The organism is Novosphingobium resinovorum, assembly GCF_001742225.1.
GTDB classification, from domain to species: domain Bacteria; phylum Pseudomonadota; class Alphaproteobacteria; order Sphingomonadales; family Sphingomonadaceae; genus Novosphingobium; species Novosphingobium resinovorum_A.
This window is the reverse complement of record NZ_CP017077.1, coordinates 159,102-175,785: the sequence shown is the minus strand read 5'-3', so window position 1 is coordinate 175,785 and position 16,684 is coordinate 159,102. Positions and strand designations below refer to the sequence as shown.

Here is a 16,684-nt window from a genome sequence, read left to right as displayed (position 1 = left end):
GTGTCGCTCAACAGCTAGTGGTTAGATTCAATCGGATGGTTCCGCCAGGATTGCTGGAAATCAGCCATTTTCTGGCCTTCGAAAGGGACTCATCCGTTGCAATCTGACCACTAGGTGTTTGATCCCACGGTTTGATGGTGTGATCCTTTCGCTGGAATGGAAGGAAGCACTATGGGCCAGGTTCGTCACGGGAGCGCCACGACCACGCACGCCGTCCGAGCAGCAATACAGCGATCGCAGGCTTCGCTCGCGACGCTAAGCCGGGAGCTGGGGATCAATCCCAAGACGGTCGCGAAGTGGCGTAAGCGGACGACGGTCGATGATCTGAAGACCGGGCCGAAGGCCCCTCATTCTACCACCCTGTCGGAAGCCGAGGAGGCAATGGTTGTCGCATTCCGGCGGCACACCCTGCTGCCGCTGGACGACTGCCTCTATGCCCTGCAGCCGTCGATCCCCCATTTGACCCGCTCAGCGCTGCATCGGTGCCTGCAGCGACACGGCATCTCTCGCCTGCCCGACATCGAAGGCGACAAGCCAAAGCGGCGTCTCGGAGCGGAGATGGTCGGCGTCTCGTGGGTCGGTGATGGCAAGCCGGGCGCGAAGCGGCTGGGGAGTCAGCGTGAGAGCCGCGTCGATTTGCGCTTCAACGGCATCCGGGCGAACGAGGGGGCCGTCGTCGCCGATTTTCTGTAAAGTTCGAGCCATTATGCCCCCTTGCCTTATACAACAGCGGTTCTGCGAGCGTCCCAAAAGCACGCTCGTCTCCGCTGATCGCGGCAGGGCCGGAAATCCGGAAAGCCGTTTTTGCTTTTTTCGACGATTTCTACGCGTTGGCGCATACCGTCCTTCAAATGCCTCCGAGGTACCTTTCGCAACTTAAGCCGCCCCCAATATGATAGGTTGTACTGCCTCATGCAGTTCGTGCCCGCACCGGCCGATAATTCTGGCACCAGTATCGGCGGGTAAGGCGGCGGAACGACCTCATGCCGCACGATCTAGGTCGATGATGTTGGCAAGGCCTTGTTGCACCAGCGGTTCGGCGAGGGCCCGGACGCTGCGATGATGTGTGAACAGCAGGACCTGGTTGGTCTTGCCAAATTCGGCGAGCAGGTCGAGCGTGGACCGGCTGCGCTCATCATCGAAATGCACCAGAACGTCGTCCGCGATGAAGGGCAGCGGCTCCGTCGCACTGGCATAATTTTCTAGACTCGCCAGCCGGAAGGCGAGGAAAAGCTGGTCGCGTGTGCCGTCGCTCATGGCAACGACCGCAGCAATACCGCCATTGGCGCGCCGTCCGACCACGACCGGATGGCCTTTGTCATCGATATCTGTCTCGATGCCGGCAAATTCACCGAGTGTCGCCGCCTTGAACAGTTCACCTGCCCGCGCAATCAGCGGATCTTGCTGTTCTGCGCGGATCGTTGCCATGGCCGATGTCACCAATTCGCGAGCAACGGATAGCTCGAGATAGCGTTCGAGGGCGAGATGCATCTGCGCTGCCGCCGCCTCGCGTTCGGCAACGGCGTGATTGACCTCGCTCTGGCTCAGATAGACAGCAAGGTCGTCCTTCGCGGCCTTCTCGGTGAGAATGGCTGCCTCGATTTCGCCCTCGATCTCGGTAGCACGCGATGTCTGTTCGGTCAGTTCTGCGCGAACCTCATCGAGGTCGCGTTCATCCCATTCAGCCCGCAAAGCAGTGAGATCAAGCTTGTCGCCTACGTCCGTCGCGGTGCGTTCTACCAGGGCGATCTCATCGCCCAAAGCCATGCGTGCTTCACACCGTGATGCTGTGTCCAGAAGGATACCATCATCGCTGCCATCGAGTTTTACCGAAGCCGCGAGCTTAGCCAGCACCTCCCGAGCGGTGCCGAGAGCCTCTTGTGCCTGATCAGCCTCAACCTTCGCCTCCTCAAAGTCTGGGAGTATCCCGTCATATTGGGTTTGCGCGGTGGCGTTGTCGGTAAACCGGGCCAGCAGCATCTGCGCTGCAACCACACAGTCTTCGCCGATCTCGATGGCGAGTTCGGTCGCGAGACTACTGACATCCTTTGTAAGGTTCGTCTCGTCTTCGTCCATGCGCTTTAGCCGCTGGCGGGTCTGCCCTATTGCCGATAGGACACCGCGTGCGCCGACCCATTCAGTCACCGCACTGTTGGCATCTGTCGGCGAAATGTCGGGTTTGAGCCCCAGCCCACTTGTCGCAGTAGGCCATGCCGCGTCCCAGGCAGCCTGTGCGTCCGACAATTGTTGCACTTCCGCCTCAACCAGCTTGCGTTGCCGTTCGAAGTCCTCCCGGTCTCGCATGTCCCTGACATATCCGGCATGGGCCTGTTCGTGCAGGGAGATGGCGGTTTGCACCGCGCTGACTCGAGCTGAGAACGACAGTGTAGAATCTAGCTTGCGGCTCTGTTCGATCCGTTCGAGCAGTTCGACGGTCGGCGCAAGTTGGGCCACATCAATTTCGAGCGCATTCGACGGGGTGCGTAGCCGTTCCGATTCGTCCAGCACCAGCTGCCGAGCCTGGGCAAATTTAAGCAGTGAGGCCAGTTCCGGATGTTTGGCCTGTACTTGCGGGAAACTGTTTCCCCATTGCCCAGTGCGCACTTCTAACTGCGCGACAAGTGCGGCCATCTCGGCCTCTGCCACCGTGACATCAGTCCTTGCGTCTGCCACGCGCCGCAGTGCGAGTGCAAGTGATGCAGCCCGTTCTGCCTCTGCGGCGCGGCGATCGGCAAGTTGGTCCGCAGACACGATTGCCGATTCCAAGTCGTCGGCAACGGCAAGGCGAGCGGTGGCGTCATCGGGCAGATGTCCCGCGACATATGCCGATTTTATCGGCCGCCAAGCATCGGCGCGCAGAATGCGCGCTTCGGCAAGTGACGCGTCACTTGCAATGGTCCCGGATGCCTGAAGCGAGCCAATCTCAGCCTCTCCGGTTGAAATCTCGCGCTCGGCCTGCCGCTTAAGCTTGGCCTGATACTCGATCTGTGAAGTTAACGTTTCGCGCGCGGCCTGCTCGCTGCGAATATCGTCAACGCTGGGGCATGACAGGGTGGCAAGTACATCGATGGTATCGAAACCCAGAGCCTTGAGCCGTCCGGTCAATGTTGCGTTGTCAGTATCCAGCGCCTGCTGACGTGCTTGGTGTGCTGACTTCTGGGCCGCAAGGCTAGCAAAGGCCGATGACGACGCCTCTGGCGGAGCATTATGCCCTGCCTGGCGTGCCGTTTCCAAACGATCATCAATCACCGTAAGCGACGCCACCAATTCGCCAAGGCGCTTTCTGGCAGAGGCTAGACCTGGACGGCGCTCCACTATCTCGTCGGCAGCCGAGCGCACAAGATTAAGGGCAGACTGGTCCGGGATCAGTGGTGCAAGGTCTGCATCGTCCGGCAGGCCAAGCATCCTGCGCAGCGCCGCTAGCTGAGCCTCGCCGTCATCAATCTCGCGCTGACGATTGGCGCGATCGGACCGGGCCTTGCTGACGTGAATGGCGCGTTCGGCCAGATCACGCACCCGCTGTTCGGCGGCTTTGAGACCCGGGTTCACCACCAGCGCATCAAGCCGTGCCTTCAGGCGGTCCCGCCGCTCGATCGCGCCCTCGAGCCGCATTTCAGCCTTGTTGCGCTGGTCCAAGGCAGTCCGCATCTTGGCCGCGAAATCATCCGGGAAGGACGCGACATCGTCGTAGCAGACCAGATCCTGCGTCAGGCCGGCCAGCTGACGCAAGTGGGGTACGACGCGCAGGACGCGCTCCAGCCGGGACGTCGACGCGCCGAGGCTGCGCCTCTCAATGCGCAGGGCCTCGAGCTTTTCCGCGGCTGCGAGCGATGCCTTGCGCGTCTGCTCAAAGGTTTCCCGGGTCAGTTGCGCGCCGCGTGCCGTCTTTTCGGCTGCCTCGAATGTCGTCAACTGCTGGTAGAAAACACGATTTACCGACCGCCTCGTATCAAAGAGCTTGTCCGCTTCGCCGTCGATACTTTCGAGGCGAGATACCAGCGTGCGCAAGCCGCCGCCTGCTTCGACGATCAGACGCCCGATGTCGCCATCGGCGTGAAGCAATCGCTCCCCGCCGTTGCGCAAGGTTTCATGGTTCAGGCCGAAGAGTGTCTCGAACCGCTCCCGCGTGATGGCGCCCAGCACCGGCGCAAGGACGGTGTCATCGAGCGCCGTTCCACACAGGTCAGCCAGTGTTTTGCCGTTGCCCTTGCGGCGCTTGAGCGTCACCGTGCTGCCATCAGCCATCAGCATCGAAGCCCGGATGCGCATGCCATCATATCCGAACAAGCTGCCGCGCTGAGTATTCTTGGGGATCGAGAACAGAAAGTCGCTGATCGCCTCAAGACATGTGCTCTTGCCCGCCTCATTGGCACCGTACACCACGGTGAGGCCCGCCGTTTCAGGAATGGTGAGCTCACGACTGGCGCAGCCGCCATATTTCTCAAGGCTGAGTTCAGTCAGGCGCATGACCAGCCTCGCTGACTAGACTGCGCGCAAGGGCTGCGGCGCGTTCGGGTATCTCGGCGCGCATCTGCTCAATGAATGCATCGGCATGGGCTCCAGCGGGCAGTTTCGTCCGAATCTCGGCAAGTCGCGCTTCGAGAACTTGCGCAATCGCGCTGTCCTGGCAGAGGCGGGTCACTTCCTGATCAAGCTTTCCAGCCACCGTTGGATCGACTGCGTCGGGCGCCTCAGGATGGGCCGTTTCCAACCTCAGCTTTTCAAGCCACACGTCATCCGTGAGCGTTGCCAACAGTGTTTCCACGTCCTCCCGGAAAGCGGTGCGCTCGAGGATCAATCTGGAATGAAGCGGTGTCGTTCCCGTCACCGTCAGGCGCAAGGCAAGAGGCCGTCCATCGGCTTGCTCAACGCCTCGGGTGATCTGGCCGCGAATAAGATCGAGTAATTCCGGGTGTTCGCTCGTTCCCGACACATCAACAGTGATCGACGCCCAGCGCACCACATCCAGCGCGCGATGCTCGAGGCTGGTGACTCCGCCGTCATTGACCTTGACCACAACGGCTCCCTTGGGGCCCGTCTCACGAGGGTACCGGCCTTGAAGATTACCGGGATAGACGATGTGCGGGTGCTCCCCGAGCACGGTATAGGCGTGGACGTGGCCCAGCGCCCAATAGTCATAGCCATGATTGGTGAGCTGCTCGGGCGTGCAGGGCGCATACCGGGCGTGATGACCTTCGCTGCCCGCACAGGCCGTATGGAGAACGCCGATATTGAACAGTGCCTCGGTTGCTGCCGGATATTCGCGCGCCAGATCTTCGGAGACGTCCGGGCGGGGGAAGCTCCGCCCATGGATCGCGACTCCGACATCATCGAGACGATGCGTGATTGCCTTGTTCTTGGGAAAGACATGTACATTGCCCGATAGGGACAGCTTGTCGGCAAAACGATTGGCGGAGTCATGGTTTCCAAGGACCATGAACACTGCGATGCCGGCTTCGTCAAGCCGGCGCATCCCTTCCATAAAATAAAGACCCGTCTGGAAGTTACGCAGATCGCCATCGAAAATGTCACCGGCCAACAGAATGAACCGGCAGCCCTCCTCGATTGCAAGGGAAACCAGGTTATCGAAGGCTTCGCGCGACGCCGCCTCGACGCGCACGGCATAATCCGCAGATTTACCGGCCAATCCAACTAAGGGACTATCGAGATGAAGATCCGCGGCATGTACAAAGGTAAATTCGGTCAATCGAAGGCCTCCCGTCTCCAGTATGGCACAAACCACCCTAAAATATCTCGTGATAATAATTTCATAGCACTTGAGGGGAGTGGTCTGAGCTCCACAATCTCGTCAAGATGTAGTTGGCGGGCAGCCTTGGGATGAGTCGATTGGTACCGATGGCTGGCTGGTCCTGGCAAGATCTGCCATGCGACCGGTTGCTTGGGAACGAGTGGAACGTCCCACGCTCCAGCATTCCACCATCCCAATGCCAGAATGACACTATGACCGGTTTGGCGACCCCGATCATGGGAGTTAAATGTCAGGAATGTCGGCGGAGGCGGCCATCACGTAAATGCAATCTGAAAGTCCGTTTTCCTGTTTTTGCGCTCCGAAGCGGACAGCCCGGAAAGTCCCAGCCCCGGCCATTCCCGTGCGCCCTACTCTCAGCTGGCAACGACGATTGAGTGTTCAAGGCGTACGTCGTCGAGAAGTCGCTCGATGGCGGAACGCTGCCTATCTGTCCCGCTGGGCCTGACATCCCAATTGCAATGAGTATAGGTTTTTGCGTCGCGAACGATGATTTTGCCGAGAGCTCGCCGCCATGTTTGCGATGTGCCACCGCTTTCCCGAATGAGCAGGGCAATCAAAAGCTGTTCGAGGTCCGATGCAGTCATTGCATCCACTTAACCGCCACCGACTACAAGGCAAGCGCAGCGTCAGGTAGCTCGGGCAAAAGGCGACGCCTCGCTGGGGGCGCCGCCTTTCCAATATTCAGCCGTTAAGCTTGTCTTTGATGCCCTTGGCAGGGGTGAAGCTCAGCTTGCGGGCGGCCTTGATCGTCATCGCTTCGCCGGTGGCCGGATTGCGGCCTTCGCGCTCAGGTGTGTCCTTGACCTTGAACTTGCCGAAGCCGTTCAGCGAAATCTCTTCGCCCTTGGCAGCCGCATCGGCGATCGCATCGAACACAGCGTCGACGACCTTGCGCGCATCTGCCTTGGTTAGGCCGGCATCGGTGGCGATCGTCTCGGCCAGATCATTGTTGTTCATAGCAGTTCCTTCTTCTTTCAATGGGCGGCGGCCATTAGAGCCGACGGCCAGATCCGTCACGTCCGAACGCGGACTACCCGACCATTATTGAGAGGGCAGGCGGCAAACTCAGCCAGCGTTGCTCGGGGTCGCTTTCGGTGCACGAGCCATCCGCTTGCCCCGCGGCGCCTTGGTCGGATTAGCGGCCTGCACGGGTTCAGAAGGTAATTGACCCTCAGCTGCAGGATCACTGTCGCCCGGCTTCGCCTGTCCTTTGCCGAATAGACCTAACTTGCCACGCGGCTTGCGAACCGGTGTAGGAGCGGGTGGCGACGCGCCCGCCGGAATTGCTTCGGCGATTGGAGCCGGCGCGACGTCAGCCGTTGCGTCCTTCCTCGCCGCGCGCTTCTTTCGGGGAACTGCCGCGTCTACCGATGCGGACGTCGGACTGCCCTTGAGCTTGCCTTTCTCCTTGGGTGCGACTGGCTCGGCCGAAGCAACCTTGTCATCCTCGGCGGCGGCAGCAACTGGCGCATTATCTTTAGCTTTGACTGGCTTGGTAGCCGCCTTCCGCTTCGCCTTGCCTGCTGGTTCTGGGGATTTCGGGGCCCCTTTCCTGGCGATTGGCGATTTGACCGCAGGGATCTCCGCAGCCGATGGCTTGCTCTCGGCAGCAGGCTCAGTGCTTGCCCCGGCCAGGGGCGCTGCAACGGGCTCCGCATTGCCTACGGCGCTGGCGGTTTTCGGGCGATTGCCGAGACCAATCTGCTCCGCAATGGCGCGGCGCTTGGCCGCGAAGTCCGGGGCGACCATGGGATAGTTCGCCGGCAGTTTGTACCGCTCGCGGTAGGTCTCCGGGGTCAATCCATTTGCAGCCAAGTGGCGCTTGAGCGTCTTGTAGCGCTTCCCGTCGATGAGGCTGATGAGATACTCAGGAGACGATATGCTCTTTCGCACCGACACGGCTGGCGTGTGCACCTCAGGCTCCTCAGCTGGCGCAGAATCAGCGGCGTCGTGCGTCAACGCCGCCCTCGTTGTGCGGATGAGATCGGCGAGGTTCTCCGAAGCAACGGTATTATTGGTGAGGTATGCGCTCAGCAACTGCACCGTCAATGCCGTGACATCGGCGGGATTTTCAGGTTCGGCCATTACAGATGCTGCTCCAAAGACTGCCTATCAGGATCGACAATTTGCGACCGCATGCTTTTCATGCTCAGACTAACATCTTGCAAGTCACAATGTGCCCAAGAATCCTGAATTTTGCGGACGGAACGTCTTGATGGGGAGATCCAAGGTCTGTCGCTCAATCCGAGGGCCTACGCAACCGCCCTTCCCCGGTCGCCCGGCACCGGGTCATCACAGAAATGCACCTGCGCTTTGCCCTTCCTCTTGGAACGGTACAGCGCGGCATCGGCACATTGCAGAAGCCTGTCGAGGTCGAGACCATGAACCGGCGCGAGCGAAATCCCGACGCTGGCGGAAATCTGCATCTCCGTATCGTCGATGTGGTAGCTGTCGGAGAGTTGGCGGATAATGCGGCGCGCAAGAAGCTCCGCCTGGTCCGCATGAAGAACGTCAGGCTGAAGCACGACAAATTCATCGCCGCCCAGTCGGCGGACGACATCTTCACCTCTTACCGTAGCCGCCAATCGCTCGGCGACCTGGACCAGCAGCCTGTCTCCGATGGGATGGCCGAACTGGTCGTTGATCGCCTTGAACCCGTCGAGATCGAGATAGTGAATGGCGATCTGGCGATCGACCCGGCACGATTGCGCCTGTCTCAGAAAGCATTCGCGCACCAGCAACCGATTGGCGAGGCCGGTGAGTGGATCGTATCGCGCCAGGTTTCCAAGGTCATGCTTGGTCGTCAGATGCTCGAGCGCCGATTGATAAAGATGTCGGACGGATTCGATGCTCATCGCGGCCACGACGAGAAGCAGAATGGCCTCAAGTATGAAGAACTGCCCGGTAACGGTAGAAGCACCGATCCGCGTCGCATGCACGAGCATTCCCAGCGAGACTGGAACAACTGTGATTGTCTGGCCAAGCAGACAGAGCCGGGGTCGGCCCGCATTGCGCGATACGATCCCGGCGCCAAAGGTGAAGATCAGGCTGACGGTGGCCAGATGGACGAGCGGATGAGGCGCTCCGAGCGCCACCAGATTGAGGCTCGCTATCAGGCCGGCACAGGCACATGTTGCCCACGTGTAGCGCTTCTCCCATCGTCGAAGCGCCGACACCTCCTGGGTCATTCCCCCTGCCCTGTGATACCCGCGAATGATCAGAAGGCGAATGGCGGTGACAATGCTGGAGCACACAACCAGCGCGAGGACTGCTCGGCTGTGCCAACTGACGAAGACCAGTATTCCAACGACCGCGTAGAGAATGCCAAATCCCAGTATGGGCGTTGCCATGGCAAAAAGAGGTGCCACGAGATCGCGATAGACGGCCTCCGGCAGCAACTGATCGGCCGCCCTTCCCGAGCTCAGCGCGACAAGTCCATGCGTGCGTAAGCCCGCATCGTGGCCCCGGCGCTCGCGTTCGAAGCCCAGAGCGAGGCCCAGAATCGTCGCAAGCCCAAGCCTCATGAGGGTGGTGGAGATGTCGTCCTCAAGCATTTTTCGTGCTCGGCCTGAAGGTGATGACGCGGTAGATGTAGTACAGCAGGACTGCCGCCATGATCCCGAGGCCCGCAGGCCCGAGGTAACGATCAACCGCCGAGAACTGCTTCCCCAGAAGGTATCCCGCTCCAGCCAGGAGACTGTTCCAGACCGCCGATCCCGATGTGGTCAGGACGATGAACCGGGCGAAGCGGGTGCCGAACATGCCAGCCGGGATCGAGATCAACGTACGTAGCCCCGGCACGACATGCGCGAGAGGAATAGCCCAGGAGCCATGGCGATCGAACCAGTCATCGATGCGATCTATTTCATCGGCTGACAACGTCAGCCAGCGGCCGTGGCGATCCGCGAGGGCCTTCAGTCTCCGCTCACCGTACTTGCCTGCCAACCACCACCAGAAGGCGGCGCCCGCAACCGTCCCAAGCGTGCCGGAGAGAATGACAGGCGCGAGGTTGAGACCGCCATCGGCCGCCGTATAGCCAGCGAGCGGCATGATGACCTCGGAGGGTATCGGGGGAAAGACATTCTCGAGCAGCATGAGCAGGGCTATGGCCCAGTACCCCAGCTTCTCGACAATGCCGGTGATCCATTCGGTCATTTGCGCTGCCCCCAGGGCCTGAACAACTTCACACGCGTCGCCGCTTGCCCGTCAGGCCCGCATGCGTCTCCTCTCAAACAGGCTTCGCGCCACCCCGTTCCCGAGGGCATGGGCGCTCGTGCTCTTTCGAAGCCTTTTCGGCGTTCAGATCGTCCGTGCCGTTCACGCAAAGATGGCCACGCCTCAGGCTTGGGTGTCGCAGCAAAACCCAACACCGATGAACATCGAGCAATCCCCCGCATATCCGCCAATTCCCCACCGATTTTGCGTTGGTTATACTCCAAGTTATCCACACCCCTCCCGCGAATGTGCCTTGGCGCTCGCCGGCTCTGATTAGCGGTAACGCGTAGCTGCGCTATTGATCGTCGCCCGGCAGTGCTTTCCGATTTTTGGGCGGCGAAAAGCCGCGAGCTTCTGCAAGCTGGACACATCCCGCGCCGCGCGTTCATAGGCAGGCGATGACGACCTTGCTGACTTCCACCATCCTTGCCGTGATCGAGCGCGCGCCGCAGTGGGTTCGCCACGATCTCGAATCCAAGGATGACTCCCTTCGGGCGCGCGCCGAAGAGACACTGGCAGCGATGATTTCAGCCGCACTCCAGGATATGCAGAGCCAACCTTTCGCCTGATGAGGCCATAAGGTCCCCTCCCGTTCCAATTGCATGGCACGATACGCTGCAGCGGAACCATTCTGCCGGTACGTCTTTGATGGAGCCGAAGGAGACAATCGCATGATTGGCAAGATTATCGGAGCGATCGCCGGAACCCAGGCGTCGAAGCACGTGCGAGGCCTCAATGGAACGGGCGGTGCACTTCTGGGTGCCGCAGCGCCCATCCTGCTACGACGGCTAAGTCCGCTGACGCTGATTGCCGCGGCAGCGGGCGCGTACGCCGCCAAGAAATATGCCGACGGCCAGAACGCGGAAAAACTGCCGCGCGCACGGCCCAGCGGTTTTGTCGAACCCACGCGGACCCAGGCCTGACGCAAGGCGCGGCACTCTTCGACGCCGGAGCGCCGGAGCGCCGGAGCGCCGGGGTGCCGGGGTGCCTCGCGGCCTCCCTGTGCGCTCAAGCCAGCTTCTTCATCAGCCGTCCGGCCGCGCCGTTTTCTGCGGCGAGGTTGCGATTGTAGGCGAGCGGCATGCGCGGGCTCTTCCAGCGCAGCGCATCCATGATGCCTGCGAGATCCTCACCGCTGGCGAACAGGTCCTGATTGAGGCCGACACGCGTGGAGTGCCCGCTGATGCGCTTCAGCCAGTGCTCAAGATCGTCGCGTGTCAAATCAGGCAAGGCCCCCTTCTCAAATGCTCGCCGGATGATCGCGCGCCATATCGGCCCGATCGAGCCGGGATGAAGCGCGGCATCGCCGACACTGTATTCGGTGCGCGCCGCCACGGCAGGTTGGGGCAGGGCCTTGCGCCAGTGATAGGCTTCGCGCCCGGACAGCGTCGCCAGGTCGCGGCCGGGTATGCGGGCCCTCGCCTTGTAGCGGCGCACGAAGACCCGGCGGAACAGTGCGCCCTCGCTGATCTCGGCCGCGTCCAACCACGCTTTCACCGCACGCACGGTGCGGGCTGAGGAAAGCGCTAGCCCCCTCCCCTTCGCTATCACTCTTGCTACGCGGGATCGCAAGCAGCCGCGCATCCGGGTCGGTTGCCGGGAGGATGTGCCCGACTTCGACGGCGACCAGTTCGCTGGCCCTGAGCCCGGTGTCGTAGGCCAGACTAAGGAGGGCGCGATCGCGCAGACCCACGAGGTCCTCACCGCAGCTTTCCAGCAGCGCCCGAAGATTGAGCCCCCGTGCCAGGTCGTGCTCGAGCTTCGAGACGGGTCCCTTCAATCGCAGCGGCGCGGCCTGGCGCTGGGCCACCCCTTTCTCCTTGCGGATCGCCGCCAGCGTCAGCTTGACCAGCAGAGCCGTTGTGGGATCGATGAGGCCATGCAAATCGACGAAACACTGTTTGCACACGTGTCGCCGATGGGCTGGTCGCACATCGGGCTGACCGGCGATTACCTGCGGGAAAAAGCGGCGTTCAGCGGTCCCGGCTTTCGGCCGCTTCACGACCCAAACGAAAGGTTACGTCTCGTCGCGTGAGATGTTCTCACTATGTCCGGCTTAGCGTTGTCGGGCGAACAAAATCTGAGGTAAGGCCTAGCGGGGTGCTACTGCTTCCTCTGCCCGGAAGGCGCTCAAAGCTTTTTGACTGCATCGGCAAGACAATACGCTTTAGGGTTCGCCTGCGAGAGATCATTGAGACGGAAATGGCGCCCAGCTTCAACTTCCGGGTTTCTCCGGCAAACGGTCTGGGAACTTGCCGGCCGTGGCGGCCCCGCTTGGGCCGCGCTCCGGGCGGTCAGAAGTCGGTTCGGGGGCCGTCGGCTCATCAATGGCAGTCGTTATGATGGCCGGGCTGCCCTGCCCCTGCCCGGCGATCGTTGCGCTGCTGTCACCGGGCGAGACCTTTTCCGAGGCCTTGCAGTTGGCGCGCTCGCCAGCGCCGGTCTCAGCAGGGCTTTGCGTCGTCTTCGGTGTCGCGGGCATGGTCGTGCTCCTTTTGCTAGGTCTGTCCGGACATCAACACGGTGCGCGCGCAACTGGTTTCAGAGCCGATGCGAGCTACACCAACCACCGGATTGCAAGGATCTCCACGCGGGCTCTCCTCCCTAGCCCGAAACGGCGCCGTTTCCGGGCACGAGGCTGGGCTCAGATGTAGCCTTGCTCTTTCCGCGGCACGTCGTCATTCGGGCCAAAATACAGGGCGGCGCATTCCTCGCGCAGGCATCCGCCCTCCAGCACCAGATCCTGGCGCCAGGCATCGGTGATGAAATCCATGGTGTCGAGGTGTTGATCCTCGAAATACATCCGATGAATATCGTCGCGCCCTGCCCCATAGGCGATCCGCCCAATCTTCGCCCAGATCGATGCCATTGTGCACATTCCGCAAGGCTGTAGCGTCGAGTAGAACGTGGCACCGCGAAGGTCCATATCTCCGTGGTTCGGTCCTGCGGTCCTGAACGCCATCATCTCGGCATGGGCGGTGGCATAGCAATGCTCCTGCGTCATATTGACCCCCGCGCGAGCACGCGTCCATTCATGACGATGACAGCGGCAATCGGCGTATCTTCGGGGCACGTCCCCTTGCTTCGCGCCAGGCCGATCGCGTCTTCCATCCACTTGCGGTCCTGTTCGTCGAGCATCCCGCGATCAGAGCCCCTGCCCGGATAGTACGTATTCATGCATGTCGGCAACTCTCTCCATCGCGGTCTGCCGCCCCGCAAAACGGATGGAAAAAGGGCCGCCACGTCCTCCCCGCGATGCTTGGCAGAATTATCAGTGCAATCGCCGGCAACAAGGCGTCCGAATACGTCCGCGGCGTCGATGGGACGGCAGGCACCTTGCTTGGGTTCGCCGCTCCGACCGTGCTGCGGCGCATGGGACCGCTTGGTATCGTCGCCGCCGTGGCCGGCGGCTACGCCTACAAGAAGCATGCAGAGCGGCGGGACGCGCAGAAGGCGCGCGCGCAGAAGGCGCGCGCGCAGCGACCGAGTGGCTTCGCTGAACCGACGCGCATGCAGGCCTGACGGGACGGCTGCCGGTGTTGATGCGCCGCATCGGCAGCCCCCCTCGGTGGGTCAGCGCAGTTTCTGCATCAGCCGATAAGCGGCGACATGCTCAGGCTAGAGATTGGGGCTGCGTTGAATACGCGGCGATTTGCAGCGTAGCGCATCCATGACCCCACCGGATCTTCATCTCCGCTGAACAGGTCTTGATTAGCACGATCCGAGTGAAATGCCCACTGATACGCGCCAGCCAACGCGCTGGATCGCCGCAGACAGATAGGGCAGTTCGCCCTTCTGGGCACCCCGCAAATCGCTCGCCAGATCGGTCAGATCGAACCCGGATAGACAGGCTCTTCTCCCTGGCTGTCTTCATTGCCCAAGAACCGGTGGTTTCCACAACACCTCAAGCTGCTTGCAGCTTTAAGCCCAGACAACGTCGCCGAGCCGTACGAACATTTGCTGGACCACGCACGGGCCGTCGATTTTGGCGGTTTCCTCAGCGGACATTAATCCGTCATTTCAGGACGGGCATCGCATTCGTAGGCCAAACCTGCGGTTGATGCACAATGGTGCTTGAAGCGCTTGCCTCTTGGCCCAGGAACGCTGTTTGCCGGAGACAGTTATCGGCATGATGCGTTGGAGACGATCATGGCTGCAAGACCTTATTGGAAAGGCCAGATTCGACTGGCTCTGGTTTCAATCCCCGTCGAAATCTATTCGGCGACCAAAAGCGGCGCGACGATTGCGTTCAATCAGATTCACGAGCCGTCTGGCAAACGCATCAAATATGAGAAGGTCGTGCCCGGCATCGGCCCGGTCGACCTCGACGAGATCGTCAAAGGCTTTGAATATGCCAAGGGCGAATATGTCCTGCTCGATGAGAAAGAGATCGAGGGCGTCAAGCTGGAGAGCAAGAAGACCTTGGAGCTGACCCAGTTCGTCGACAGCCACGACATCGACCCGATCTATTTTGAAAAACCCTATTATGTCGTTCCCGCAGACGATCTGGCAGAAGAAGCCTTCATCGTACTGCGCGAGGCGCTTCGCCGCAGCCGGAAAATCGGACTTGGTCAGCTTGCGATGCGCGGGCGGGAATATGTCGTCAGTATAAAGGCCTGCGGACGGGGAATGGTGATGGAAACCCTGCGTTATGCCGATGAGGTGAATAAGGCGGCGAGCTATTTCCGCGAAATCGGCGACGGCGATCCCGATGACGAGCTTCTCGATCTCGCCACCACCCTGATCGACAAGAAGACCGGAAAGTTCGATGCCGCCGATTTCCATGACCGCTATGTCGACGCGCTGAAGGATCTGATCGAGCGCAAGAAGAAGGGAAAGACCCTCAACATCGACGCGGACGATAGCGAAGCTGATACGCGGGGTAGCAACGTCGTCGATCTGATGGCGGCGCTCAAGAAATCGCTCGGCAGCGGCGATGCCAAGCCCGCTGGGAAGAAGGCACCCGCCAAAAAGGCAACGAAGGGCGCCGCCAAGGAGCCAGCGACGAAATCCCCGCCGAAGACGACGCGCAAGCGGGCATAATCCTATGCCCAATCCAATTCGCAAGACCCCCGGCAGCAACGACGATGATGATGCGGCGTTTGCGGAGGGCGCGATCACACTCTGGAGCAACCTTCTGGCGCTGATCGGCACGCACCTGCTCGAAACCGGCATGCCACGTCAGGAGGTGCTCGATATGCTGACGATGCTCCACGAAACCAATGAGGAAACTGTGCGATCGCCCCGCGCACGCGCCGTTGCCGGCCAGCACCTGATGTCAGTCTATCGGGTGCTCGGGGAGACCTGATGGAGTTTCATCCGTGGGACCGAAACGCCGGCGTTCAGGGTCGCGACGGTGCGCGAAGCGCCCCTTGATCTGCTCGTTGAAGAACCTGCCCGCCGAGGCGGCCTTGCACAAGTCGTCGAAGACAGTGGAAGGCACGTCATGGTAGAGATATTTGCCGGTCTGACGAAACGAGATGCACAGCGTGCCTGCCGCTTCGTCGAACACGGCACGCTCGATCATCGAAGAATTGTTGAAGCGGCAGGCGCGCATAAGCACCCAGCGACAGAGCCGCCGAGATGTTCCCTGCCGAAAGCCGACCCGAGTCCGAAGTATGGCCGGATGAAGGCACGCTCAGATTCGGTTTCGAGGTTCCATGAACCAGGCGCCAGGTAAGGGGTTTTGGCAGGATGGCAGAGGTGGGAAGCGATGAAAAACTGCGCGACATGGCCCAGCATCGCGGCCTCAAGCTCTTAAAATCACGAAAGCGCAAACCCGGCGTCGGCGACTATGGCAAGTTCGGGCTTACCGATGCAGGGGGCAAGCCCTTGCTCGGCATCGGTGCCAACGGACTGGAAGCGTCGGCCGAAGACGTTGAGGCCTATCTGCGTGCCGGTGCCGCCGGCAGCTGGAAAGCATCGGCAGAAAGCACCCCCGCCAGACCGGCACCGAAAGCCCGACCCACTGGCGGCAATGATGGCAAAGATGAATATCCGGAATCGGTCATCCGGCCACGCGCAAAACGCAGGTCGGTAGGACAGTCGGAATCGCAAAGCCGAGCACCTTCGAAAGGTCGCAACAAGGCCGAGAAGCAGTCAGCAGATCAGCGTAAAACCGCCGCGAAAGAGGCTGCGAGCGTCAGATTAGCATCTCCTCGAAACGACCGCCGCCCCGATCCAGCGCCGGTCCCCGAGTTGAAACTGGTCATTCGAACCGCGACGGCAGCCGATGCGGAGGCACTCGTCCCGCTCGTGCGACAGTTGTCGGCGGTCAAGTTTGACGAACTCGGCATCGCGCGAAATCTGAAGGCAGCGCTCAAGGCGGATGCCGGCATGGCCGTTGCGGAATTGGGAGAGGTCGTCGGTTGCTGCGCCTGGGCCGTCATTCCCATGATCCAGCATGGCCCGGTCGGCAGACTGACAATGCTGCTCGTCACAGAAGCGCACCGAAGAAAAGGGATCGCCACCGCTTTGGTCGATGAAGCCATGACGTCGCTGCGCAAGGCAGGTTGCACGCGGCTTGAAGCGATGAGCGACATCGAGGTCAGGAACTCCCACAATTTCTTCCGGGCCTTGAAGTTCGAGCAGACCAGCTACCGTTTCGCGCGCTCAATCGACCCAAAGTGATCGGTGTCCAGATGCGACACGTCCAGGACGCTTGGGCGGCACAGGAACGAGTCACGGCATCTGCGGATT

At 60.9% G+C, this 16,684-nt stretch carries 14 protein-coding genes and 3 pseudogenes; 7 read left to right on the top strand and 10 right to left on the bottom strand.

From position 1 onward, the window contains the following. Positions 1-171: 171 nt before the first annotated feature. Positions 172-546, top strand: a pseudogene (locus BES08_RS25870) (transposase family protein); the annotation flags it as partial. Between the two features lie 435 nt (positions 547-981). Here the strand turns inward: BES08_RS25870 and BES08_RS25865 are convergent. The 7 genes from BES08_RS25865 to BES08_RS25840 all read right to left on the bottom strand — a co-directional run bounded on the left by BES08_RS25865 (position 982) and on the right by BES08_RS25840 (position 9,925). Then, the gene (locus BES08_RS25865) at positions 982-4,467 is read right to left on the bottom strand and encodes a YhaN family protein (protein ID WP_069709724.1); all 3,486 of its coding nucleotides are present in this window, start codon (positions 4,465-4,467) and stop codon (positions 982-984) included. Beyond that, positions 4,454-5,707 (bottom strand): metallophosphoesterase family protein, encoded by a 1,254-nt coding sequence (locus BES08_RS25860; RefSeq protein ID WP_197524529.1) that lies wholly within the window; start codon positions 5,705-5,707, stop codon positions 4,454-4,456. Before BES08_RS25860 ends, BES08_RS25865 begins: the two co-directional genes overlap by 14 nt. 416 nt (positions 5,708-6,123) lie before the next feature. Then, the gene (locus tag BES08_RS32130; protein WP_083274824.1) at positions 6,124-6,354 is read right to left on the bottom strand and encodes a hypothetical protein; all 231 of its coding nucleotides are present in this window, start codon (positions 6,352-6,354) and stop codon (positions 6,124-6,126) included. Positions 6,355-6,451: 97 nt separating this feature from the next. After that, entirely contained in the window at positions 6,452-6,727 is a 276-nt protein-coding gene (locus BES08_RS25855) for an HU family DNA-binding protein (RefSeq protein ID WP_069709723.1), read from the bottom strand. A gap of 108 nt (positions 6,728-6,835) precedes the next feature. Continuing rightward, entirely contained in the window at positions 6,836-7,855 is a 1,020-nt protein-coding gene (locus BES08_RS25850; protein WP_069709722.1) for a MucR family transcriptional regulator, read from the bottom strand. A gap of 167 nt (positions 7,856-8,022) precedes the next feature. Continuing rightward, positions 8,023-9,324: a diguanylate cyclase domain-containing protein gene (locus BES08_RS34225; protein ID WP_231958439.1), complete on the bottom strand. Its 1,302-nt coding sequence runs from the start codon at positions 9,322-9,324 to the stop codon at positions 8,023-8,025. After that, positions 9,317-9,925 carry a DedA family protein gene (locus BES08_RS25840; protein ID WP_069709721.1) on the bottom strand — a complete coding sequence of 203 codons (609 nt, stop codon included), beginning with the start codon at positions 9,923-9,925 and terminating at the stop codon, positions 9,317-9,319. Before BES08_RS25840 ends, BES08_RS34225 begins: the two co-directional genes overlap by 8 nt. A gap of 458 nt (positions 9,926-10,383) precedes the next feature. Between BES08_RS25840 and BES08_RS33755 the strand changes: the two genes are divergently transcribed. After that, the gene (locus tag BES08_RS33755) at positions 10,384-10,554 is read left to right on the top strand and encodes a DUF6771 family protein (RefSeq protein WP_338043880.1); all 171 of its coding nucleotides are present in this window, start codon (positions 10,384-10,386) and stop codon (positions 10,552-10,554) included. Between the two features lie 102 nt (positions 10,555-10,656). After that, positions 10,657-10,908 carry a hypothetical protein gene (locus BES08_RS25835; protein ID WP_069709720.1) on the top strand — a complete coding sequence of 84 codons (252 nt, stop codon included), beginning with the start codon at positions 10,657-10,659 and terminating at the stop codon, positions 10,906-10,908. Between the two features lie 85 nt (positions 10,909-10,993). Here BES08_RS25835 and BES08_RS25830 read toward each other — a convergent pair. Beyond that, a pseudogene (locus BES08_RS25830) lies at positions 10,994-11,936 on the bottom strand (tyrosine-type recombinase/integrase). Positions 11,937-12,629: 693 nt separating this feature from the next. Continuing rightward, a pseudogene (locus BES08_RS25825) lies at positions 12,630-13,123 on the bottom strand (nucleoside deaminase). Positions 13,124-13,240: 117 nt separating this feature from the next. Here BES08_RS25825 and BES08_RS25820 point away from each other — a divergent pair. The 3 genes from BES08_RS25820 (at position 13,241) to BES08_RS25810 (ending at position 15,293) form a co-directional block, all read left to right on the top strand. Next, positions 13,241-13,507 carry a hypothetical protein gene (locus BES08_RS25820; RefSeq protein WP_069709719.1) on the top strand — a complete coding sequence of 89 codons (267 nt, stop codon included), beginning with the start codon at positions 13,241-13,243 and terminating at the stop codon, positions 13,505-13,507. A gap of 627 nt (positions 13,508-14,134) precedes the next feature. Further along, the gene (ku, locus tag BES08_RS25815) at positions 14,135-15,028 is read left to right on the top strand and encodes a non-homologous end joining protein Ku (RefSeq protein WP_069710183.1); all 894 of its coding nucleotides are present in this window, start codon (positions 14,135-14,137) and stop codon (positions 15,026-15,028) included. Between the two features lie 4 nt (positions 15,029-15,032). Further along, the gene (locus BES08_RS25810) at positions 15,033-15,293 is read left to right on the top strand and encodes a hypothetical protein (protein WP_069709718.1); all 261 of its coding nucleotides are present in this window, start codon (positions 15,033-15,035) and stop codon (positions 15,291-15,293) included. Here the strand turns inward: BES08_RS25810 and BES08_RS25805 are convergent. Further along, positions 15,264-15,512, bottom strand: a complete 249-nt coding sequence (locus BES08_RS25805) for a KTSC domain-containing protein (protein ID WP_069710182.1) — start codon at positions 15,510-15,512, stop codon at positions 15,264-15,266. The two genes, BES08_RS25810 and BES08_RS25805, sit on opposite strands and share 30 nt — an antisense overlap. 167 nt (positions 15,513-15,679) lie before the next feature. Between BES08_RS25805 and BES08_RS25800 the strand changes: the two genes are divergently transcribed. Then, complete coding sequence (locus BES08_RS25800; RefSeq protein WP_069709717.1) at positions 15,680-16,615, top strand: GNAT family N-acetyltransferase; 936 nt, start codon at positions 15,680-15,682, stop codon at positions 16,613-16,615. The last annotated feature ends 69 nt before the right edge of the window (positions 16,616-16,684 follow it).